This window comes from Proteus sp. G2673, assembly GCF_009915125.1.
In the GTDB taxonomy this organism is placed as follows: Bacteria; Pseudomonadota; Gammaproteobacteria; order Enterobacterales; family Enterobacteriaceae; genus Proteus; species Proteus penneri.
Window position 1 is genome coordinate 65535 of sequence record NZ_JAABLT010000021.1, and the last position, 25192, is coordinate 90726.

Genomic DNA, 25192 nt, shown 5'->3' on the forward strand with positions numbered 1-25192 from the left:
GTGTGGAGTGAATGGGTAATGATCCATTGTCTACAGGTTAGTCTTTTCAAAAACCAAAACAGTACTCGCCAATACTACACACGTAGTATATCTAGAGTAATCTCCTCTTTGAGCTCTTTCTCTTTGGAGCGAAGTTGTCTGTTACTTGCCAATAGGTAATTGTGTTAATTCATTATGGGTTAACTCAAGAACTTTCTACTATTATGTCCGGTGTATAGCTGGATAATTATATAAAAACATATAGTGAGTCATTACTTCCAACTGTTATTTATCAGTCGTTTCAGATTTTTGTCAGATAATTGACTACTATAGTGACAGGCAAGGTATAAACTCATACTCCCTAAGGAGAATGTCATGAATGATAACATCGCTCGCAAGATGCAGCACACCTATAACATTACATATTGGGGTGGTGGGTACTATTTAGCGAATAATCGGGGAAATATTAGTGTTTGCCCTAATCCTGATGTGCCAGAGGCAACGTTGGACTTAACTGAATTAGTTAAGCAAGTGCAAGAAGAGTATTCACATTTGCGCCTTCCTGCGCTTTTTTGTTTTCCTCAGATTTTACAACATCGCTTGCGTTCTATTAATGCGGCGTTTCATCGTGCGCGTGAAGCTTATGGTTATAAAGGTGATTACTTTTTGGTTTATCCAATTAAAGTTAATCAACAACGCCGTGTTATTGAATCATTGATCAATGCAGGTGAACCTTTAGGCTTAGAAGCAGGTTCTAAAGCAGAACTGATGGCTGTGCTTGCGCATGCCAATATGACAAGTTCGGTGATTGTCTGTAATGGTTATAAAGACCGTGAATATATTCGTTTAGCGCTTACCGGTGAAAAACTTGGACATAAAGTTTTCTTAGTGATTGAGAAAATGTCTGAGATAAAAATGGTATTAGAAGAAGCTGAGCGTTTAGAAGTTATTCCTCGTTTAGGTGTTCGTGCTCGTCTCGCCTCTCAAGGTTCAGGTAAATGGCAGGCAAGTGGTGGTGAAAAATCAAAATTTGGTTTAGCTGCGACACAAGTTCTGCAATTAATTGATATGTTACGCCAAGCTGGTCGCATAGATAGCTTACAGTTATTACATTTCCATCTGGGATCACAGATGGCAAATATTCGTGATATTGCAACCGGTGTGCGTGAATCAGCCCGTTTTTATGTTGAACTGCATAAATTGGGTGTAAATATTCAGTATTTCGATGTGGGTGGTGGTTTAGGTGTGGACTATGAAGGGACACGCTCACAATCTGATTGCTCGGTTAACTATGGTCTTAATGAATATGCGAATAATGTTATTTGGGCGATTGGTGACGCTTGTGATGAAAATGATTTACCTCATCCAACGGTAATTACGGAATCAGGACGCGCATTAACAGCACACCATACTGTACTGATTTCTAATGTGATTGGTGTTGAGCGTAATGAATTTACAGCTATTACACCACCAGAGGAAGATGCTGCAAGACCTATTGCAAGCCTTTGGGAAACATGGGAAGAGATGCAAACTAAAGGACATAGTCGTTCACTACGTGAATGGCTACATGATAGCCAATTAGATCTTCATGATGTGCATACTCAATATGTTCATGGCATGTTAAGCCTGACAGAGCGTGCTTGGGCAGAAGAGCTGTATTTGAATATTTGTCGTCGTATTCAATACGATCTCGATCCCAGTAATCGAGCTCATCGTCCTATTATTGATGAGTTACAAGAACGTATGTCAGATAAGTTCTATGTTAACTTCTCACTGTTCCAATCTTTACCTGATGCATGGGGAATAGATCAGCTTTTCCCTGTTTTACCAATAGAAGGTTTAGATAAACCATTAGATCGTCGTGCAGTATTGTTGGATATCACCTGTGACTCTGATGGTATTATTGATCACTATGTTGATGGTGATGGTGTTGAAACAACTATGCCAATGCCAGCTTATGATCCTGAATATCCACCGATGATTGGCTTCTTTATGGTGGGTGCTTATCAAGAAATTTTAGGTAATATGCACAACTTATTTGGTGATACTGCAGCTGTAGACGTTTATCTTGATGAAAAAGGAAATCTGACTTATCAACTCAGTGAAGAGGGTGACACGGTTGCTGATATGCTTCAATACGTTAAGTTAAATCCTGCCGTGCTACTAGAACGTTTCCGCACTCAAGTAAAAAATGCACAGTTAGATGAAGCATTACAAGAGCAATTCCTGACTGAATTTGAAAGTGGTTTATACGGTTATACGTATCTGGAAGAAGAAGAGTAATTCTTCACTTTCCAATGCAAGAGTGATGTGTTTAAACATCACTCTTTATCTATCATATTGATTGTATGTTGCTTATTTTAAATAAGTAACAGAGGTAATAGCATGAAAAATAGTACGTTAGGTAATGAGACTGATAATTCATTGATCTCTAATGCATTTGGTTTTTTACGTTTTCCACTGAATTTTCAGCCTTACAGCAGTGATGCAGATTGGGTTATTACGGGTGTGCCTTTTGATATGGCAACATCGGGTCGAGCAGGAACTCGTCATGGACCAGGCGCGATTCGTCAAATCTCAACCAATTTAGCGTGGGAAGGTAACCGCTGGCCGTGGGATTTCGATATGCGTGAACGTTTAAATGTTGTCGATTGCGGTGACTTAGTTTTTAACTTCGGTGATGCACAAGATATGAGCGATAAATTACAAGCTCATACAGAGAAGTTATTAGCCGCAGGTAAAAAATGTTTAACGTTTGGTGGTGACCATTTTGTCACATTACCTTTATTACGTGCCCATGCAAAACACTTTGGCAAAATGGCATTAGTTCATTTTGATGCGCATACCGATACTTATGGTAATGGCAGTAAATTTGACCACGGTACAATGTTCTTCCATGCACCAAATGAAGGATTAATCGATCCTAACCACTCAGTACAAATTGGTATTCGTACTGATCATGACAGTGACAATGGTTTCACTGTATTGGATGCAGCACAAGTTAACGATCGTGGTGTAACCGAGCTTGTTGATCAAATCAAAGGTATTGTTGGCGATTTACCTGTTTACCTGACTTTTGATATTGATTGTCTTGATCCGGCGTTTGCTCCAGGAACAGGAACACCGGTTGTTGGCGGTTTAACAACCGATAAAGCCCTGAAGATCTTACGTGCATTACAACCGTTGAATATTGTTGGTATGGATTTAGTTGAAGTTTCTCCAGCTTACGATCAATCAGATATAACCGCACTTGCAGGAGCGACTATTGCACTTGATATGCTCTATTTGCAGGCGGCTAAAAAATAACGTTGTTTGATGCTAATAAATTAGTTAGGTACGAAAACACTTTTATTCAAGAACGTTATATCACTAATATTAAAAAATAAATTAGATTCAACTAAAGAAAAGTAGCTTCATAATATGAAGCTACTTTTTTAATAAAATCATTATGTTAATTCGCGTTATTATAATTATAAATCTTACTTTAATGTGTGTTATTTTTTATATTTACATTAGTATAATAATGTAATTATTTTTCAGATAAATAAATTATTTAAATGGAAAATATAAAATGGAAAAAAATAAATCATTAATAAGTCATGATGAATCATATAGCTTTACACTTATAAATATAGAGGGAGATGCCTTAAAAAAAGTAAATAATGATAAAATAAATGCATATTATTCATTATATAATAAAAAAAAGAGTATTAACGGAAATGAAAATATCATTATTCTTCTGAGTGAAACGGATGAAATAGAAAAGAACTATATTAGATATGTAGATGAATATCATGCAGCTGGATATGATTTATTTATTGTTGATGTATCAAAAAATAAAAATGCAGGTTTTGATTTATTAGAACATCTTTGGTTACAGCATAGGGGGCAATTACCTCAAAATATTTTTATTCATGGAAATAACGATCAAAGGGAAAATGCACTTTTATTATCCAAAAATAATATTGCTAAAAATAATGAAATAAAAGGTGTTATATTAAGTAGTTATCTTCCAAAAAATGAATTTATTTTTCCATCAGATTTAGAAATAAATACAACTATTTATTTCTCTTATGAAAATCCTAATGAGGATTATAATAATAATATTATCTACAAAGAATTATTAAATAAAAATAAAAAAGTAAAAAAATTTAGTTTCACTAATAGGGAGGAATATAATAGTTTTTCAGAATTAAATAAAATAGAACAACAGAAAACACTAAAATCATTAGGTTATAACAATAAGAAAAATGAGATAAATAAAATAAAGATAGGTATGCCAATTAAAGATCAAAAAATATTTTCTCAGATAGCAGAAGAAAAAGGGATTATTATTGGCGTAAGACCTATAGATGTTAATTCAACTTCATTAATTTCATCGGGAGAATATAGTAGTAAGAACTTAGCTATTAAGGCGAAAAGTTCTGATTGGGGGCCTATGGCTGGCTTTATTCCGGTCGATCAATCATTGGCTAAAGCATCGGCACAAAAAAATCTATTGAAATACAATAAAGCAGTAGAAGAAGCAATAAATTCTGGGGCTGCATCTGTGAGTAAGCTTTATATTTCAGCCGAAAGAGTAAACGAATTGGTAGAGAATAAAGTGATCGATTATCTTTATGATAAAAATTCACCTATAAAATTTGAAGTTATACACAATAATAAAACGCATGAGTTTTTTTTAGAGCCAAAAATAATAGAAAATAAACAGTATTATTTAGTTCAATACTATAATCATAGTGGAACAGAGCCTGTATTGGTGATGTCTGATCCTATATCAAATAAACCGATGATTGCAGACTATGATTTATTTACGGTGATTTATCCTTATAGTCATTTAGGAACAAATACACGAGTTAACAAGCCTGTATCTTGGGAGGAATGGAAACAAAGTGTGAATTATGCTGAGTTAACTGATAAGCAAAAAATATTGTATAACGATAAATTATTATACGAAAAAAATGAAGGGCATCAATTAGGATTTATCAGTCAGCAAATAAAAGAACTAAAAAAAGAATTAAATACAGCATTGGGAAGATCAACAGGGATGGAAATAGTTCATCATGGTGCCGATGATGCTAACCCCTTTGCGGTAATTCATGACAATTTTCCTGCTACTTTTTTTGTTCCTAAATCACTGTTGGATAAACCACTTAATTCCAAAAATCAAACATTAGATGATTTGTTTTATATTAATAATAATGGCACCGTTGTATTAAAATCACCAGATGAATTTTCAAAGTTTCAGCAATTTATGATTGATCTAGGTTATATTGCTCCTTTAAACGAAAAATGGAACGATGGGAGCAATAATAACTATTTTACAAAAAAACAAAAAATTTCTAGCAAATTTGTTGATACGAAAAAAGAAATAGGACGAAAATTTAGTATAGATAAAAAAGATAAATATACGTTAGAATATGAATCTTCACTTAATAAGTTTAATGAAGGTTCTTATGTTGAAAATAATTCACTTTTACCAGAAATAGAATTTGATAATAATGAAATAAATTTATTATCATCGGAATATAATCGTAAAAATGATCTTTCTAATAAGATGAATAATGTAAATCATCTTCTACCTAGAAAAGTGCAAAGAGAATTTTATTCTAAAAAAAGAGATATACAGTGGTTTAAAAGAACGGGTTATAAATTGCTTAAGTCATTGATTAATAAAGATGGGATTTTTCTGAATAAAACGAATGAAAAAAAATTAATTAGTTTTTTTTCTTTGTTATCCAAATATCCTAATATTAATACACCAATATACAAATCATTTAGTGTTGAAAACAGTAATGTTTTAAAAAATAATTATAAAAAAGGAAAATTGCTCGCTTTTGATGGTGTTTTTTATGGTTTTAGTAATATTGAAAAAGTAAAAAAAATATCCTCTGATAATGTGTATATTTCTATTATTGGAAAACATAATGCGAAACCATTAACAAGTCTTAACTCAGGTTCTTCAGAAAGAGCAATTATTGTTCCGGGAACACACTTTCGTGTGATAAAAAATAAAATTATCAATAATAAAAATTACGTTGTATTAGAAATTGCTAATGAAATACATTATCAAGAGCCCGTGTTTGATTTATATGACGGGGAATTAAAAGGCATTGGTATTGACAAACATAGAACGACATTTAGCGAAAAAATTGAAAGAAATCTAAATGTTTCCAAATTGAATAATATTTTTGAATCTTGTCGTGGTGAATCACTAAAATCGGTAACTATTAAAAATATAATAGATAAAATTATCGAAGGAAAAATTTCAGTTGAATATGCAACACATAAATATTTTAAAGAAATTTCAAAGGTTTTCTCTAGTGAGAATAGCACCTTATTATCTAATAAGTTATATATTGCTATTAATGATCCATTAATAAGTAAATCGTTTAATCAGTATGTGAATAAAAAGATAACCTTAGATGAGTGGATAAATAATTATAATGTTAACTATTTAAACGATACTGTAACTAATAATATAGATAGAGTTAAAACATTAATAAATTGTATTCATGATGTTCCGGAATCGGTTCGTCATTTAAATGATGCATCAACCAATTTACTTTCTCATTATTTTAATGAATTTGATAAAAATAAATTGACAATTGATCTGCTGAAAATAGCCTTAAATAAAAATGAGTATAATGTTGCTATTAATGATATTGATTATTTAATCACATTAAATAACGATAAAAAAATTTCATCATCGGTTGAAATAAAAGAGTTGCGAGAACTAATTAAGAAAGTATCACATGAGAAAAAATTAAATGATAATTTATTTGAATTAAGTTTAGGGCTTAATAACAATAAAATTATAGTGAATAAAATAAAGATCTATGGCATCGAAGTGGAAAAAAGATTACTTATCAGTTTAGGTGTGAGAATTAATAACAAAAAAATAGAGGATATTGATGTTTTTGAAAAAAAACATGATTATTCTAATCTTACATTCGATGCAGATAAGATAAATGATTATTTTTTTAGTGCTTCTGGAACAGATGATGATAAAAAAGCTATTCTTATTATTAAAAAGTTATTAAAAAATAAAGAGAAAAATATAAAAAAATTAATTTCAATGAATGCTGAACGTATTGATTATCTTGCAAGCTATGAGCGATTGGTTAAAATTCTAGAATTAAAAAAAACGCCATTTAATAAATATTATTGGGATAGCGTCAGAAAACCTTCATTAAAAATACCTAGACATATGAAAATATTGAGTAAGGTAGGTTATACCCATATTGGGTATTCTATATGGCAATCTGTTAATAATACTTTTTCTTTGGCAGAACAACTCAATAATCCCAATATATCGTTGCAACAACGAAAAGAAATAATCACTAACTTGTCATTAATGTGGTCTGAAATGGCATTTAATGGAGCTTCTGAAATAATTGAAATTGTAATAGCAAAAGGATTATTGCGATATCGAAACAATCCTTTGGAATATATAAGTAAGATAAGCACTCGAGTGGGGATTGCGCTTAATATTCTTTCTGTTGGATTTGATATTTATAATGCTTATGATAATTTCAGCCGTATTTCTGGCGAAACTGATGAAAAAAAGAAAATTGATTATATCGTTAATGGTTCATTAGCTGTTGTCTCAGGGCTTGTTACTGTAGGAATTTCTATTGCTATGCTTGCTGGCTCAACTATTGCAGGACCTATTGGTATTGTCGCGGGTACTTTGATTGCATTGGCAACTTCAATTTATAATGCTGTAAGATTAATTGAAGAAGCAAAAAAGCAAGTCAGTTTTACACCTATGGAGGAATTAGATAATGGTTTTTATGCTTTTCTTATGGGGGATATTAAGCCAGATAAGAAGAATAAGATAATATATTTAGACACTAAAAATCAACTTGAAGAGATGATTGATAAAAAGGCACTAACTTATTTTGAAGAGATAAATAAACAAAATTCAAATAGTTTCTATTTTTATACAAATGAAAAACAGATTTATCAAGAATATTATTATTATAGAGTTATTCCTATATTAATAGGAGAAACAGTTGATTCTATGTTAATGCCGTCAAGCGATTTTATTATACAGCATATGGCTAAAAATATGAGCCAACAAGAAGCTGAAGAAATTGCATCGCTTAATTCTCACCTATATGCAAAAAAAACAGAATATAAATATTATTTACCTAAAGAAGCGATTGCCACAGATGAAAAACTTATTTTTGATGTTGATTTTTATGCTAATGAGTTAAACAGGTATACAATAAAAGTTGCTTCTGAGGATGAAAATGTTATTTTTGGTGAGATGGTGGATGAGGATTTTTTTAAGAATAGTAAAACAACTAAAAATTATGTAATTGATAAATTAGGAGAAAGTAAATTAGAGAATGGATTAATAAAAGTCAATGATATTGAAAAATATTATACTTCAGGTTGGCATGAAAATTCAGTGCTTTATTTTAATACACATAATGGTAATGATATTATTTCAGCACCTTCAATAACTCAAAATACATTTGATATTTATAATGGTACTAAGCGATTAAGTGGCGGTTCAAAAGATGATGTATTTAATGTATTTACATCAGAGTCACCTCATTATGCGAGCCGCTTTTATGGTAGAGAAGGAAATGACACACTTTGCCTGATAAAAAGCACGGGTAAATACACAGGTTATAAAGTCAATTTACAACATAATTACGTTAAATTTAAAGATTCAGAAGATAAAACGAATAGCCAAAACTTTCATTCAAAGCTTTATCTTTATCAAAATAAAGGGAATCTTTATTCTAAAAAACTTGTTGATACCATGCCAAATATTGAGTTACAAGATCAAAAAGTCATTGCTTATTTAGACAGTATTGAAAATGTTATTGGCAGTGAAATTGGGGATGATTATATTTTAGGGAATGAAGAAGCTAACTATTTAAATGGTGCTGGTGGTGTTGATCATTTATATGGTAAAGGCGGAAATGATACATTGGTATTAAATGAAGGTTATGCTGAAGGTGGTGAAGGTAATGATAGTTATATTATTTTACGATCTTATTTAGAACAAAATTATAATAAATTATTTGAAACTATTATTAATGAGAATAATAAATTAGAATCTAGTGTTGTAAGATTTAACTATTATTTTGATGAAATTATTTCAATAAAACGTAATAAAAAGGATATTATTTTTGATTTTAAAATTGATAATGAAAACCAAGAAGGAAAACATATTTATCATTCTGTAACATTAAAAAATGTTTATAATGATTCTGTAAATAATACGCCCTTACATCATTATACATTAATCACTCAAGATGGTTTTGCACTCACTTTGGATGAAAACACTAAAGATAAAGTATTATACAAATTTAGTTATTTAGAAAAATATAATGAATCAAATCTAGCTATTAAAGATTTTTATATTAATGAGGATAGTAATTTATTTATTACTGTTTTTAAAGATCAAAGTAGAAGTATAAAATTATTACCAGAATTAAAATACAGTGGTTTATCATCTGGAACAAATTTACGATTTGGTATTCAAGGGAATAACCAAAACAATAGTTATTTTGGTATTGAGGCTAATTCATACATTAAATTAAGCCAGGGAAATGATAGTTATCAAATAAAAACATTTTTAATAAAAAATAAGAATGAAAGGGTGAATATCTCACTTTCTGATCATATAGATAAATTAACTAATGATGATGTGAACTATTTCTTTTTAACAGATATAAGTGGTTTTGACTTAACATTTAAAGATGGCCTTTTATCTCATCGTTACCTTCCAAATGATTATTTAACGCTATCTTTTGATCCAGAATTATTAAATAAAATTGTCGATATAAACGTGACTATTCGATTAATAGATAAAGATAATGTTGTTTTTACATTACCTACTCAAGATAGTCATTCAAACTTACTTATGCCTATGGTTAATTTGAATTTAAATATAAGTCAAGGTGATGATTTGTTGGTGATCCCTGAATCACTTATTTTAAATAAAGAAGCATTATCTACCTATGTGGTTAATTCGTCTTATTCAACACTATTGTCAGAAGCACTTGCAGATAAGCCCAAAGAACTTATTGATTTATTGCCTATTATTGAATTGAATGATGGCGATGACATTATTGCTAATAATAATAATGTGAGCTCAGTGATTGATGGTGGGAAAGGGGATGACAATATTCTTGTCAATACAGGGCATCATATTTTAATTGCAGGAGAAGGTAATGATCGCTTGATTGGCGGTGAAGGTAACGATCTGTTAATTTCTCAATTTGGTCATGATTATCTGAGTGGCGGTGAAGGTAACAATGTATATGTAGTACAAAAGCGCCAAAGTTGTGTGACGATTTATGATGGAGGAAAAAACAGCCATATTTTAGTAACAGGATTAGCGGAAAATGAAACTTTGATTTCGTCTCAAGTTGGAAATAATACACAATATCAAACTCAAGATAAGCAATTTACGTTAATTGTAGAAATGGCGGAAAATGAGGTTAATGAACAAGAACAAAAATCTGTTATTTCGATTACTAAAACATCCTCAGAGCTTTCATTACAAGGGGTGGCTAATATTATCCAAGAGATGGCAATATTCAATCAGCAACAACTTACTACTGTGAATAATCATGAAGCGATTTCGTTATCGACATGGTCACCTTTGGCAGTAGTGAAAAAACAATTGTGATTTTTTAATCATTAAGACTACATAACTTAAAAAACAGCTCCAATTTGGATTTGGAGCTGTTTTACAGATAACAAATATATAAGATAATGTTAAAGCTGGAAATAACGAGCAAGCAGTGGTGCAGTAAAATTCTTTTTTAAATAAAAGCCTCTGGGTAATGTCATAATACGTTGTCCATGTTCACCAATAGCCTCTGTTAATGCTTTGCTATTTGCGGCTTTGGGGCGAATTTGTAACACTTGTCCGTGGCGGGCAGTAATACTTTCTACTTTTCCTAACACAATCATATCCATTAGTTCTTCCCAATCATGACGTAATAGTTCTTCTTCTGTACGGCTAGGGCTCCAAAGTAACGGAGAGGCGACACGGCGTTGCGCTAATGGTATTTCCCTTTCTCCTTCAACAGGCACCCATAACACTTTTGAGAGTTTACGTTTTACATGGCTATTTTCCCATGTAATACCACAGTTTCCGGTTAATGCTGCGACACAGACAAACGTAGTTTCTAAAGGCATACCTAATTTATCAATTGGAATTGTTTTGAGCTCAATACCCAATTCACTGAAGTCTTGCTCAGGTTTGCTACCGGCACTTGCACCTAAATAATATTCCAACAACATACCAACCCAGCCTTTATCTCTTTTAAGATCAATTGGGATTGGAAGTTGTGCAAAAGCGGCTAGTTCACCAAAAGTATAACCCGCAAGCGCTTTTGCTCGCTCGAATAGAACTTGCTCATTTTCGGGGGCGACTGGTGGTGTAAACATAGTTATTATCTTCTTGTATAAATAATAGACAGAAAAAACAGGTCGTTGATAATGTATTTAGCTTTATTTTATTTAAATCATAATAGCATGATATATCATCATTTTTTTGAGTTAATTCGCCAATTGATATTTATAATTCCAAGTTGTGCACGGTTATCCTGAAATCATAAACAGGCTTTTACACTAGGTTATCCACAGCTTTATGGGATAACTCACAGAAAGTGAGATCACTGTTCTGATTTACAGCCTTGACTTTTGCAGATATTTACCAAAATTACTCTGTTTTGTCTAACTAATCGGCATAACCTGTGGATAAAATGCTCTGTGGTTGTTTTTTGTACTATTTAAGCGAGGGGGGGCTTTAATTGTTTTATTCAATCGCTGAAATAGGCATTATAATGTTGCTATTAATTTGAATTATAAGTGATATTTTAAAATTTATATCAACAGCCTTTCTAACAATATAAAAACTATACCCTGATTATCTCTCTCTTTTTCACATGGATATCCACAGAAAAAGTGAATAAATCCCCTACGGGTTTATATAGGTGTTTATAACTTTCAAGGTTTCTGTGAATTAACGCAAACTATGGCTACTCTTAATACTGAAAAGAGGCGATAACCTATTTTATCCTAGGAGTATCGATATCAGGTGTAAACCATGCTGATTTAAAATCAAACCAACCAAAAGTATTCATTTTAACACCACGTATGGTTCTCTGCCCTTGTAGCTCTAGTAAATGGTGAAATAGAGGATAAAGCCAAATATCTTGTGTTAGTTTGCGGCACCACTCTTCAAGTGGCAAAGATTTTTGGTGCCATAATGTGAGCTCTTGTGAAAATGATGCTCCTAAACACTGGTGAAAGAGTGGTAATTCATAAAGTGTAGCAAAAATTGAGAACTCTAAAGGCTTATAAAAATTCACTGTCGCTAACCAAACATCACTATTAGCTTCACCGTAATACCATTGTTCATAATCAAGTACTTGGATGGTTAGTTCAATATCATATTGAGATAAAATACTTTCTATTAAATCTGCAATAGTGCTGTATTCATGATGCTCTTTATAAAGAGTAACGGTTAGTTTTGTTAATGAAGTTGGTTTAGGGTGGTGGCGTATTAATTTACTGTGATGCCAATGAAGTAATAATCCATAAGCAGGAGACCAATGGCGTTGATAGAAAGGATCACAATGCGCCAGCATATTAACAGGGGTTAATACACTGCTTAACCATTCCCTTATTTCAGACTGCTGGCACTGCTTTGAGCGACTGTCATAGAGTAGGAAATAACATCCTTCTTCTTTACGGCTTTCTAGTGAATCTTTGTTGGTATCATCATCTGTTAAATGAATAGTTGAACAAACCATCTTTTTATTCAGTTCAGGAACTACCCAAATATCAATTTCATCTAATAATGCTCGTAAGCCAAAGTAGCGATTAAAGGCTTTGATTTGTAACTTATGTTTATCATTAGCGATAACTTGATAAGCGCCAGTTCCAATAGGGCGTTGTGCAAAAGAAGGGAGTGAGGCCCATTCTTGTGGCAAAATAACAGCTTGTGGACTACCTAATAACGTTGCAAATTGTTTATCAGCCTCGCTTAAGAAAATATCGAGCACATATGGTTGAGGTGAAGAAATTTGTTCTATATGTGCATAAAGAGGATTGCAATGCTTCATTCTCATTAATGAAGTGCTGATATCTTCAAGAGTAAGCTCACGACCATGATGAAAATAGATAGAAGGACGTAAATAAAATCGCCAATGTTGCTCTGTGATCATTTGCCAATGATGAGCTAATTCGGCTTCGATTTCCCCATTTTCCTCTTTTAGGTGTACTAATGAGTTGAATATCTGACTCATTAAATGTAATTCAGAGCGTCTTAACGGTGTTCCAGGTAATAAATTTTTAAAGGGGCGATAGTAAATAATGCGTAGCAATTGTTGACCAGGATGAAAACTTTTTTCAATTTGAGAGAGCACCATTTGGCGTACAGAATCTTTATCACCCATTAGTGCGACAAGCTTTTCAATATCATTCTCTTCTATTAGTTTCTCTGCGCGATTTTGTTGGATTTCAAATGCATTAGAATGAAAAGTAAGCGTGGATTTTTTACCTCGACCGACTTCTGCTTGCCAATTTATCCAACCTATTTCTTGCATCTTATTTAATAAGGAGCGGACATGACGCCGTGTGCAATGCAGGGTTTGTGCTAATTCTTGTAACGTTGTTTCGGTTGTTTTTCCCTGAAAGGCTTGCCATAAGCGAATAAATTGTAATTCTAAGCGGGGTGAAGTCATAAAAGAGGAAATTCCTTGATAAAGTGATCAATTTTAATTTCCTTATATTAGACCGATAATCTCTACGTTTAAAGTTAGCTCTCATGTTAGTTATCACAAATTAGGAATACTAACAGACTCCCCCATTTGAGCATTCGGTGATTACCGGCCGGTGATGATTAGTCACTGGCTTTTTTATTGGTGATTTATAGGAATAGTTTTGTTGGGATAAAAAAAGCCGTAAATGAATTTACGGCAAGAATAACAAAGTAAACATCACAGAAAGTAGAAGACGGTAAGAAATTATCTTTATTAGCGCATAAAGACCGGTTGTTTTGCCTCATAAGCGCTAATGTCATCTTGGTGTTGCAGCGTTAATCCAATGCTGTCTAATCCTTCAATCATGCAGTGGCGACGAAATGAGTCGATTTCAAAAGAGAAATGTAATTTACCCGCTCTGACCTCTTGTGCCACTAAATCTACGGTAATTGGTGTACCAGCATGTTCTTTTACCCAATCAAATAATTGTGAGACTTCATCATCACTTAATTTGATTGGTAATAATTGATTGTTAAATGAATTACCGTAAAAAATATCAGCAAAACTGGGCGCGATAACGGCGTGAAAACCATAATCTGTTAATGCCCAAGGTGCGTGTTCACGAGATGATCCACAACCAAAGTTTTCTCGTGCTAATAAAATTGAAGCACCTTGGTAAATTGGCTGATTTAAAATAAACGCAGGGTTAGGCTGAGTGCCTTCATCATCCAAAAAACGCCAATCATGAAACAGATGCTTACCAAATCCTGTACGTGTTACTTTCTGCAAGAATTGCTTAGGAATAATGGCGTCGGTATCCACATTGGCTGCATCTAAAGGAACCGCAATACCCGTGTGTTGAGTAAATTTATTCATCATGTTCTCCTTAGGATGCCACTGCAAATGTACGAACATCTGCAAAATGACCATTAATCGCCGCGGCGGCTGCCATTGCAGGACTGACTAAGTGTGTTCGACCTCCACGACCTTGGCGGCCTTCAAAATTACGGTTGCTGGTGGATGCACATCGTTCGCCTGGATTTAATCGGTCGTTATTCATGGCTAAACACATCGAGCAACCCGGTAAGCGCCATTCAAAACCTGCTTCAATAAAGATTTTATCTAAGCCTTCAGCTTCTGCTTGGGCTTTAACGGGGCCTGATCCCGGAACGACAATGGCTTGAACATGAGACGCAACTTTATGACCTTTGGCAATTTCAGCGGCGGCTCGTAAATCTTCAATACGTGAGTTGGTACAAGAGCCAATAAAGACTTTATCAATAGCGACGTCTGTTAAGTTAACGCCTTCACTTAATCCCATATAAGCCAAAGCTTTTTCAGCAGAAGCGCGTTCAACGGGATCATTAAAGCTATTTAATAACGGGACTATTTGATCAATAGCAATAACTTGCCCAGGGTTGGTGCCCCATGTAACTTGCGGCGCAATGTCGGCCGCATTTATCGTGACTGTGGCATCGAAAGTTGCATCATCATCAGACTTTAAGGTTCTCCAATAAGCGATAGCCTCATCCCATGATTGGCCTTTAGGGGAAAATTGACGTCCTTTTAAGTAGTTAAAAGTAGTGTCATCTGGCGCTACTAAGCCTGCTTTAGCTCCCATTTCAATTGCCATATTGCATAAAGTCATTCGACCTTCCATGCTTAAGGCTTCAATAGCTTCACCTGCAAATTCAACGATATAGCCCGTACCACCAGCACTACCTAATTTGCCGATAATGGCTAATACGATATCTTTTGCGGTGATCCCAATGGCAGTCTTGCCTTGAACTTCAATTTTTAATGTTTTAGCGCGTGATTGTTTTAACGTCTGAGTTGCTAAAACATGTTCAACTTCAGAAGTACCAATCCCAAAAGCTAATGAACCAAAAGCGCCATGAGTTGCTGTATGTGAATCACCACAAACAATCGTCATTCCGGGCAAGGTTAAGCCTTGTTCTGGTCCCATTACGTGAACAATCCCTTGATATGGATGGTTTAAGTCATACAGCGTAACGCCAAATTCTTGGCAGTTTTTCATCAGCTCTTGCATTTGAATTCTCGCCATATCACCACAAGCATTAATATCTTTAGTCTGTGTTGATACGTTGTGATCCATTGTTGCAAAGGTTTTATTCGGTTGACGAACAGGACGACCTTTTGTTCTTAATCCATCAAAAGCTTGAGGTGATGTCACTTCATGCACTAAATGTCGATCGATATACAAAATGGGTGTTTCATCACTCACTTCCCTGACAACATGTGCATCATAAATTTTTTGATATAATGTTTTACCCATGTTATGCCCCTTCACGAATATACTGAGCGATACGATCACCCATTTCGGCAGTTGTGATTGCGTTACCATCACCCGCTAAATCTGCGGTGCGATAGCCTTTTGCTAATACTTGTGTGATAGCATCTTCAATGGCTTGAGCTGCATTATCTTCATTAAAGCTATAACGTAATAACAGTGCAGCAGACAAAATTTGTGCAATAGGGTTTGCGATATTTTTACCTGCAATATCTGGTGCTGAACCACCAGCGGGTTCATATAAACCAAAGCGTTCTTCGTTAACACTAGCAGATGGCAACATTCCCATAGAGCCAGTGATCATTGCGCATTCATCAGATAAAATATCGCCAAAAATATTGGAGCACAGCAACACATCAAACTGAGAAGGATCTTTAATTAACTGCATTGTTGCGTTATCAATATACATATGTTGAATTTCAACATCTGGGTATTCTTTTGCGATCCCTGTTACAACTTCACGCCATAAAATAGAACTTTGTAATACGTTCGCTTTATCAATTGAAGTTACTTTATGGCGACGTTTACGCGCTGATTCAAACGCAAAGCGTGCGATACGTTCAATTTCATAACGATGATAAATTTCAGTATCAAAAGCACGCTCTTGAGCGCCTTCACCTTCACGGCCTTTAGGTTGACCAAAATAGATACCGCCCGTTAATTCACGTACACATAAAATATCAAAACCACGCTGTGCAATGTCAGCACGTAATGGGCAGTAAGCTTCTAAACCTTCATATAATCGAGCAGGGCGTAAATTGCAGAACAATTTAAAATGTTTACGTAAAGGTAATAACGCACCTCGTTCTGGCTGTTCATTTGCAGGTAAATGTTCCCATTTAGGGCCGCCGACGGAACCAAATAAAATCGCATCAGCTTGTTCACAACCGACTAAGGTATCTGCGGGCAACGGTGTGCCATGATTATCAATGGCAATGCCACCAATATCGTATTCTTTTGTTGTGATATTGAGTGAGAAACGCTCGCTAACAGCTTTCATCACTTTTTGTGCTTGAGTCATGACTTCAGGGCCAATACCATCTCCGGGTAATACTGCAATATGATAATTTTTTGACATAATTAAACCGCTTCTTGTGTTGTATGTTGTTTGCGTTTTTCTATTTCGACTTGCTCTGAGCGCCAAATGCTATTAATAACGTGGATCATGGCATTTGCGGATGAACCAACGATGTCCGTTTCTAAGCCCATTCCATGAAATTTACGTCCTTGATATTCAACGACGATATCAACTTGCCCTAAAGCGTCTCTGCCTTCGCCTTTAGCTGTTAATTGATAAGTGACTAATTTCAATGGATAACCTGTTGCACGAGAGATGGCTTGATAAACCGCATCGACAGGGCCATTACCCGTTGCCGCTTCAGTAATTTCTTTATTACCATGAGTAATACTGACACTCGCGGTAGCAACGGTTGATGAACCAGATTGAGTATTAAAATAATTCATTACAAACTCATCAGGTTCTTGCTGTTGTTGTCCCATAAATGCTAAAGCTTCCAAATCGTAATCAAAGACCTGGCCTTTTTTATCTGCCAAACGTAAGAAGGCAGAATATAAAGTATCCAAGTTATAATCTGTTTCGCGATAACCCATCTCTTCCATGCGATGTTTAACTGCGGCACGACCTGAGCGAGAAGTTAAATTCAATTGCACTTCTTTTAATCCGATAGATTCCGGAGTCATGATTTCGTAAGTTTCACGGTTCTTCAAAACACCATCTTGGTGAATACCTGATGAATGCGCGAATGCATTGGAGCCAACAACAGATTTATTAGCATGAATTGGCGTATTACATAATTGGCTGACTAATTGACTGGTACGATAAATTTCTTTGTGATTAATCCGTGTCTGAACATTCATCATTTGCTCACGGACTTTTATCGCCATAATGACTTCTTCTAATGCGCAGTTACCTGCACGTTCGCCTAAGCCATTAATCGTCCCTTCTACTTGTCTTGCACCTGCTTGTACCGCAGTAATCGAATTAGCAACAGCCATGCCCAAATCGTCATGACAGTGAACAGAAATAATGGCTTTATCAATATTGGGAACACGTTCAAATAAATTGGTGATAATGCCTCCAAACTGATAAGGCGTTGTATAGCCTACGGTATCTGGAATATTAATGGTGGTTGCGCCAGCATTAATTGCGCTTTCAACAATTCGACATAAATTATCGATATGAGTACGACCCGCATCTTCGCAAGAAAATTCCACATCATCGGTATAGCGACGAGCTCGTTTTATTGCATTCACGCCCATTTCAATAATATCTTCGAACGATTTCTTCAATTTATGTTCAGCATGCAATGCCGAGGTTGCCAAGAATACGTGGATACGAAAAGCTTCTGCGACTTTTAAGGATTCTGCTGCAACATCAATATCGTTATCAACGCAGCGTGCTAATGCACAAATGCGACTGTTTTTGATTTCGCGCGCAATAGTTTGTACGGATTCAAAATCACCTGGAGAAGAAACAGGAAAGCCCGCTTCAATGATATCCACACCTAAGCGTTCTAAGGCGTAAGCAATTTGTAACTTCTCTTTTACGCTTAAGCTCGCCTGCAATGCTTGTTCGCCATCTCTTAATGTGGTATCAAAAATAATCACGTCATTGCTCATAATCTGTTCCTTTCTCTTTTTATTTGCTGTTTGCGCTCTCCCAGGTATAAAAAAACCCGCGATTAGCGCGGGTTTTCTCTCTAAGGGCAGGTGTGTTTCACTTTTTACCCATAAGCCGACCGCGCATAAAAGTTGCGAGTAGTAGTAGGCTTGATAGTAAAATTGCGTTCAACATGAAACATCCTTAGATAGGTTCTCAATAATCTGTATTTATTGATACATAATACCAATAAAGATGTCAAGCGTTGAAATTTTTAAAATCATTTAGCAGTATTATTTATAAATTTTTCAAAGTGATTCTGACTAATATCTAAATTTTTACTAATGATTATGACTATCAGCAATTCATTGATTGGGTTAATGTTCCGTACATTGTTTAAAAAAGAGTGAAATGGAAAATTAAACGATTGTTTGCTTTTTTTTTAATCAGCTGGTTGATTGATAAAAAAGAGGGTGTTAGGGAAGGGATGATTGATAAATGTGAGCAACGTTTTGAATGTAAGAATAAAAATCATTGTATTATGATAAAAAATAGATATCGGATATCTATTTTAGGAATGAAGGTGCACTATTTTATTATGATTTTTATCATACTTTGTTTTATTATTTGCAAGGCAGAAAGTAAAACAGGTTGTAATATATATTGATATAATCATTTTCTAGACATGTAATTTCAATATCAATTTTATTTTTATATGAAATGTATTTTTTTATTGATATGAAATTTATGTGTTTAGTTGTATGCATGGATGATGAATAATAAATTTTAATAAATAGTTTAAGTAATAGTTAAAGCCTATCTATTATTAACAATTTCTTGGTTAATAATATTTGTTTGTCTATTATGATAACATAGTGGAGTAAGAAATGACGGATTACACATCAGCAACAGTTACCAGTAGAGAATCAACAGATATGCATTTACGTAATGTTGATCTTAATTTATTAACGGTATTTGATGCTGTTATGCAAATGCAAAATGTTACCCGTGCTGCACAAGTACTGGGCATGTCACAACCCGCAGTAAGTAATGCTGTATCTCGCCTTAAGGTTATGTTTAATGATGAATTATTTGTTCGCTATGGACGAGGAATTCAACCTACATTAAGAGCTAAACAACTTTTTGGTCCAGTCAGACAAGCTTTACAATTGGTTCATAACGAACTTCCTGGCGCAGGATTTGAACCAGAACAAAGTGAACGTATATTTAATTTATCTATTTGTAGTCCTCTCGATATAAAACTAGCACCAAAAATAGTTGAACAAATTAAAAATGAAACGCCTAATATTAACGTTAATATTAAGTCTTATTTAAATAGTAATATAGAACATCAATTAAAATATCAAGAGATTGAATTCTTTATTAGCTATAAGGAATTTGAAAAGGCGGAGTTTCATTCACAACCACTATTTAATGACGAAGTTGTTTTGGTCGTTTCTAATAAACATCCTCGTATTAAAGAGAGTGTGACCAAAGAAATGTTATTAAATGAGCAACATTCGATTGTTTCTTTAGATGATATTGGTTCATTTAGTGCGCCTTATTATAAAGATACTCAATTGGAAGATTTAATCACTTATCAAGGAACAGATTTAAATAGTGTATTAAATATTGTATCTAGAACTTATTTAGTTGCTATTGCACCAAGATGGTTAGTTGAGAATTATTCTGAACAATTAGATATTAAAGCCGTGTCGTTACCTTGGGAAAAAATAGCAAGTCCATGTTATTTGATTTGGCACGAGTCAACTGCGCGCGATAAAGGCCATTTATGGATGAAAAATTTACTAAGCGAAGTTTGTCAAAACTAGAGTTTTTTGCTCATAATTAGTATTTATTACTAATTATGCAGAAATAGTGGCAGATAGCATTAGTTATTCGGCTGATGACCAAAATGGCGTTTATACAGTTAAGTAAACTCAATTGGATTGCTGTCACTATTTTTGCCCTTTCTTTGTAATAATGACTCTTATTCGTATTATAACTATATTAGGCTTGTTTTTTTGCAATAATATCCCCCTCTTTATATTGTCATTGATTAAGTTATTATAATTACCTATTGTTATTTATCAGTTTTTCTTTTTAGCTTTCCATAAAAAATAAGAACACAATAATTCATTTTCTCACTATGATGGGATAGCCTTTTTTGACAAAACTTTTCATAACTCACAATTTTACAAATTTATGTAAAATTGAATTCCTTTATTTTGGCGGATCACTTAGACTTTTATTCGAGTCAGCGAACAAGTGTAAGCTGAAATTTTAAAAGAGACATTTTTTCTATTTCGGTTTCAGAACAGGGTCGCTTTTCCATAAATAGCAGGAAAATTATGATAAATAATAATAATCTTCATGATTATCATATAATTAGACGATTGCAAAAACAGTTTTTACACAGCGGGAATAAAATTGCTTATCGTCAGTGGGATGCTAAGCGCAATATCGAAATGTCATGGGCGTTGGTTGAAAAGAAAACACACGCGCTCTCAAATGCATTGTTAGAAATGGGTGTAGATGTTCAAGAAAATATTGGGATCTTTTCTCAAAATACCATTGATTGGTCTTTAGCTGATATTGCTTCTTTGCAACTACGCGCAGTAACCGTTCCTCTTTATGCAACAAGTAGTGTTGAACAAGCCACTTACATTTTAAATGATGCGAATATTCGCATTCTTTTTGTTGGTGACCAGAAGCAATATGATATTGCTTCTGAATTATTAGCGTTATGTCCTCAGCTTGAACATGTTATTGTGTTTAACTCCGATGTTGTGTTAAACGCAAATACACCTTCGTGCTATCTGGAAGATTTAATTAATCAGACGCATTTTCAGCATGATGACGTGTTAAAGCAACGTATTAATGAATGCAGTTTAGATGATCTGTTTACTCTGATTTATACATCAGGCACCACCGGTGAACCTAAAGGTGTGATGCTCGACTACACAAGCCTAGCATCACAGCTTTATCTACATGATGAGCGTCTCTCATTATCTGATAAAGATGTTTCGCTCTGTTTTTTACCTCTTTCTCATGTTTTTGAGCGCGCATGGAGCTTTTATGTCATGCATACAGGCGCGGTTAACGTCTATTTAACGGACACTCATGCTGTTAGAGAAGCAATGAGTGAGGTTAAACCTACTGTGATGTGTGCTGTTCCTCGCTTTTATGAAAAAGTGTATAGCGCTATTCAAGATAAAGTGTCTCAAGCTTCAGTATTTCGTCAACTTATCTTTAAATGGGCGATAAAGCAGGGTGAAAAAAGGCGTGAAGCACAACTGAATCAGCGCCAACAGGGCTTTATTTCCCGCTTATGCTATCGCTTTGCAGATAAAAAAGTGTTAAATCCATTGCGTCAAATCTTAGGTGGGCGAGTTCGCTTTTTACCTGCAGCTGGTGCTCGTTTAGATGATGCTGTTATCCGCTTTTTTTTGGCCACCGGTATTAATATTAAATATGGCTATGGTATGACAGAGACTTGTGCCACAGTTTCATGCTGGGAAGAGAATAAATATAAGTTAGGTTCTATTGGTACCCCATTGCCAGGCATTGAAGTGCGAATTGGTGCAGAAAACGAAATTCAAGTACGTGGTAGCATTGTCATGAAAGGATATTTTAATAAGCCGGAAGATACTGCAGCTGCCTTTACAGAAGATGGATGGTTACGCACTGGAGACGCAGGCGCACTTGATAGTGATGGTATGTTATTTATCACGGAACGTTTAAAAGATTTAATGAAAACGTCAAATGGTAAATACATTGCGCCACAAATGATCGAAGGAACATTAGGGCAAGATCGCTTTATTGAGCATATTGCGGTGATTGCTGATACGCGTAAATTTGTTTCTGCACTAATTGTGCCTTGTTTTGATGCTCTTGAAGAACATGCCCGAGCATTAAATCTAAAGTACCATGATCGCATCGAATTATTACGTCATACTAAAATTAAAGAGCTGTTTGATGAACGTTTACGTGAAATGCAAAAAAACTTTTCAAGTTTTCATCAAGTTAAGCGCTTTACATTGCTTGCTGAAGGTTTTTCAATGGAATCAGGTGAATTAACACCAACATTAAAACTTCGCCGTAAAATTATTTCTGAACGCTATCGAAACGAAATCGAATTAATGTATCAAGATTAGTTTTAATTGATGAGAAAGCACCTGATTGGTGCTTTTTTCTTTTAAAATTACATATTGATAGATAACGATGATTGAAATAATTGATAAAAGACATAAACGGAAACGTTGACGCATACGGTTTTATCAGTAAATTGTGTTAAAATGCAAACTCAGATCAGCATGATGACTGAAATTTATAGCAATATGTAATAAATAACACATTTAATAATTAAAAGAGGCTAATGTGAAACTGGATGAAATCGCCCGCTTGGCTGGTGTTTCACGAACAACAGCAAGTTATGTCATTAATGGTAAAGCGAAACAGTACCGTGTAAGTGACAAGACTGTCGAAAAAGTGATGGCGGTGGTCAGAGAGCATAATTACCACCCGAACGCTGTTGCCGCGGGATTACGTGCTGGTCGTACGCGTTCTATCGGTTTGGTTATTCCTGATTTGGAAAACACCAGTTATACCAGGATTGCAAATTACCTTGAACGGCAAGCGCGTCAACGCGGTTATCAATTATTGATTGCCTGTTCAGAAGACCAACCAGACAACGAAATTCGTTGTGTTGAGCACTTACTGCAACGTCAAGTTGATGCCATTATTGTTTCAACTGCGTTGCCACCAGAGCATCCTTTCTATCAGCGCTGGGCAAATCGTTCATTACCAATTATTGCGTTAGACCGAGCATTAGAAAGTGAACATTTTATCAGTGTTGTTGGCGATGACTTAGAAGATGCCAAAATGTTGGCAACAGAATTAAAAGCATTTCCTTCGCAATCTGTACTCTATTTAGGCGCACTTCCTGAACTCTCTGTGAGTTTTTTACGTGAACAAGGTTTCCGTAATGTATGGAAAGATGATCCTAGAGAAGTCACCTACCTATATGCAAATAGTTATGAACGAGAAGCTGCAGCGGCTGCTTTTTCTGAATGGTTAAATAACAATCCAATGCCTGATGCGCTATTCACTACCTCTTTTGCTTTATTACAAGGGGTTATGGATGTGACATTACAACGTAGTGGTCGTTTACCAACGCAATTGGTTATTGCGACTTTTGGTGATCATGAGTTATTGGATTTCCTTGAGTGTCCTGTTTTATCTGTTGCTCAGCGACATCGTGATATTGCTGAACGTGTATTAGAACTTGTGCTTGCGAGTCTTGAAGAAGAACAAAAACCACAAGCAGGAATTACACGTATTCGTCGTGATTTATGTCGTCGAGGTAGTTTAGGACGTACTCGTTAATTGCTCTCACTTTATTGGTAATTATCTACGTTTATACTCATCCCCGTTTTATTAAATTAAAGCGGGGATGAGTTATGGATTTAAGAATGTCGAATTGCTTAGAGAATATTAAATTTGAGATTAATCTTAAGCATCTTTTTACTGTTTTTCGAATTTTACTAGGTTAGTAGATTAAATTTTGACATATCTATAAGTGGTACTGCTTAAATTTAATGAGTAATTAATTTTATTTTGAAAAATGTAAGAAAAAAATAAATAACTATCTTTATGATATTGAATTATTTTTTTCTCGTCTTGCTATTATTGCTTATATAAAAGCGACCCCAAATTATTATGTTGGCTAAAGGTAAATGAACTGCAATAAATTAGTTTTTTATCATAAAAATCATGATTTACTTATTATGATTTCTTTATCTGGTTTTCTTGCTTGTAATCGCTATAAATAATTACTTTTCGTGATTGTTTATAGAATTTAAAAAATAACCTCTATTAATCATAGTGTTAATATTCCCCTTTTTCTTTTTGTCGATCATTTGAACATTTCTGTGTGCTTATCAATTTACTGTAAATATAAATAAAGCTTCCTATATCCGGCTTGACAACGTTTTCATACCATCCGTAAACTCTATTTGTGGGGATTTGTGGGATAATGTGGTGTAAATTATAACGCTGGGGGTAATGAGGATGTTTCGTGGAGCAACACTCGTTAATCTTGACAGCAAAGGGCGAATAACAGTTCCTTCCCGTTATCGAACAACGCTGAGTGAGATTTCTGAAGGTCAAATGGTTTGTACCATTGATCTCAACCAGCCATGTTTATTGCTATATACCCTTCCAGAATGGGAAAAGATTGAGTTAAAATTAGCGGCTTTGTCCTCCATGAACCCTGCGGAACGTCGAGTTCAACGTTTGTTATTAGGTCACGCCAGCGAATGCCAAATGGATAGCGCAGGACGTCTTTTGTTAGCTAGTACGCTAAGACAGCATGCGGGGTTAACAAAAGAGGTCATGTTAGTCGGTCAATTCAATAAATTTGAATTGTGGGATGAACAGATCTGGTACAAACAGATCGAAAAAGACATTGTAGCCGAGCAAACCTCACAGGAACCGTTATCGACACGACTATTGGATTTATCACTTTAAATA

13 protein-coding genes are annotated in these 25192 nt (G+C 34.5%); 7 read left to right on the forward strand and 6 right to left on the reverse strand.

Annotated features, from left to right (window positions below; genetic code table 11):
- Positions 1-354 precede the first annotated feature (354 nt).
- The 3 genes from speA (at position 355) to GWI59_RS12095 (ending at position 10639) form a co-directional block, all read left to right on the forward strand.
- Entirely contained in the window at positions 355-2262 is a 1908-nt protein-coding gene (speA, locus tag GWI59_RS12085) for a biosynthetic arginine decarboxylase (protein ID WP_109399752.1), read from the forward strand.
- Positions 2263-2364: 102 nt separating this feature from the next.
- A complete protein-coding gene (gene speB / locus GWI59_RS12090; protein ID WP_161724754.1) occupies positions 2365-3285 on the forward strand; it encodes an agmatinase in 921 nt (306 codons plus the stop codon).
- Positions 3286-3550: 265 nt separating this feature from the next.
- Entirely contained in the window at positions 3551-10639 is a 7089-nt protein-coding gene (locus GWI59_RS12095) for an anthrax toxin-like adenylyl cyclase domain-containing protein (protein WP_161724757.1), read from the forward strand.
- Positions 10640-10728: 89 nt separating this feature from the next.
- Here GWI59_RS12095 and mutH read toward each other — a convergent pair whose 3' ends face one another.
- The 6 genes from mutH to leuA form a co-directional block, all read right to left on the reverse strand.
- On the reverse strand, positions 10729-11406 hold the full coding sequence (gene mutH, locus GWI59_RS12100; RefSeq protein WP_006533777.1) for a DNA mismatch repair endonuclease MutH: 678 nt from the start codon (positions 11404-11406) through the stop codon (positions 10729-10731).
- 623 nt (positions 11407-12029) lie between these two features.
- Positions 12030-13709, reverse strand: coding sequence for an HTH-type transcriptional regulator SgrR (gene sgrR / locus GWI59_RS12105; RefSeq protein WP_161724759.1), 1680 nt, complete (start codon positions 13707-13709; stop codon positions 12030-12032).
- Between the two features lie 291 nt (positions 13710-14000).
- Positions 14001-14606: a 3-isopropylmalate dehydratase small subunit gene (gene leuD, locus GWI59_RS12110; RefSeq protein WP_109399756.1), complete on the reverse strand. Its 606-nt coding sequence runs from the start codon at positions 14604-14606 to the stop codon at positions 14001-14003.
- A 7-nt stretch (positions 14607-14613) separates the two neighbouring features.
- Positions 14614-16023 (reverse strand): 3-isopropylmalate dehydratase large subunit, encoded by a 1410-nt coding sequence (leuC, locus tag GWI59_RS12115; RefSeq protein ID WP_161724762.1) that lies wholly within the window; start codon positions 16021-16023, stop codon positions 14614-14616.
- Between the two features lies 1 nt (position 16024).
- Entirely contained in the window at positions 16025-17116 is a 1092-nt protein-coding gene (leuB, locus tag GWI59_RS12120; protein ID WP_006533772.1) for a 3-isopropylmalate dehydrogenase, read from the reverse strand.
- 2 nt (positions 17117-17118) lie between these two features.
- Entirely contained in the window at positions 17119-18678 is a 1560-nt protein-coding gene (gene leuA, locus GWI59_RS12125) for a 2-isopropylmalate synthase (RefSeq protein WP_006533771.1), read from the reverse strand.
- A gap of 867 nt (positions 18679-19545) precedes the next feature.
- Between leuA and leuO the strand changes: the two genes are divergently transcribed.
- The 4 genes from leuO (at position 19546) to mraZ (ending at position 25189) form a co-directional block, all read left to right on the forward strand.
- Positions 19546-20490, forward strand: coding sequence for a transcriptional regulator LeuO (leuO, locus tag GWI59_RS12130; RefSeq protein WP_072063389.1), 945 nt, complete (start codon positions 19546-19548; stop codon positions 20488-20490).
- 519 nt (positions 20491-21009) lie between these two features.
- A complete protein-coding gene (locus tag GWI59_RS12135; RefSeq protein WP_006533766.1) occupies positions 21010-22815 on the forward strand; it encodes an AMP-dependent synthetase/ligase in 1806 nt (601 codons plus the stop codon).
- 223 nt (positions 22816-23038) lie between these two features.
- The gene (cra, locus tag GWI59_RS12140) at positions 23039-24046 is read left to right on the forward strand and encodes a catabolite repressor/activator (protein ID WP_072063387.1); all 1008 of its coding nucleotides are present in this window, start codon (positions 23039-23041) and stop codon (positions 24044-24046) included.
- A 684-nt stretch (positions 24047-24730) separates the two neighbouring features.
- Positions 24731-25189 carry a division/cell wall cluster transcriptional repressor MraZ gene (gene mraZ / locus GWI59_RS12145; protein WP_109847798.1) on the forward strand — a complete coding sequence of 153 codons (459 nt, stop codon included), beginning with the start codon at positions 24731-24733 and terminating at the stop codon, positions 25187-25189.
- Positions 25190-25192: the final 3 nt, after the last annotated feature.

Coding starts and splice junctions, on each gene's coding strand:
- speA (WP_109399752.1), top strand. CDS start 355: ATGAATGATAACATCGCTCGCAAGATGCAGCACACCTATAACATTACA.
- speB (WP_161724754.1), top strand. CDS start 2,365: ATGAAAAATAGTACGTTAGGTAATGAGACTGATAATTCATTGATCTCT.
- GWI59_RS12095 (WP_161724757.1), top strand. CDS start 3,551: ATGGAAAAAAATAAATCATTAATAAGTCATGATGAATCATATAGCTTT.
- mutH (WP_006533777.1), bottom strand. CDS start 11,406: ATGTTTACACCACCAGTCGCCCCCGAAAATGAGCAAGTTCTATTCGAG.
- sgrR (WP_161724759.1), bottom strand. CDS start 13,709: ATGACTTCACCCCGCTTAGAATTACAATTTATTCGCTTATGGCAAGCC.
- leuD (WP_109399756.1), bottom strand. CDS start 14,606: ATGATGAATAAATTTACTCAACACACGGGTATTGCGGTTCCTTTAGAT.
- leuC (WP_161724762.1), bottom strand. CDS start 16,023: ATGGGTAAAACATTATATCAAAAAATTTATGATGCACATGTTGTCAGG.
- leuB (WP_006533772.1), bottom strand. CDS start 17,116: ATGTCAAAAAATTATCATATTGCAGTATTACCCGGAGATGGTATTGGC.
- leuA (WP_006533771.1), bottom strand. CDS start 18,678: ATGAGCAATGACGTGATTATTTTTGATACCACATTAAGAGATGGCGAA.
- leuO (WP_072063389.1), top strand. CDS start 19,546: ATGACGGATTACACATCAGCAACAGTTACCAGTAGAGAATCAACAGAT.
- GWI59_RS12135 (WP_006533766.1), top strand. CDS start 21,010: ATGATAAATAATAATAATCTTCATGATTATCATATAATTAGACGATTG.
- mraZ (WP_109847798.1), top strand. CDS start 24,731: ATGTTTCGTGGAGCAACACTCGTTAATCTTGACAGCAAAGGGCGAATA.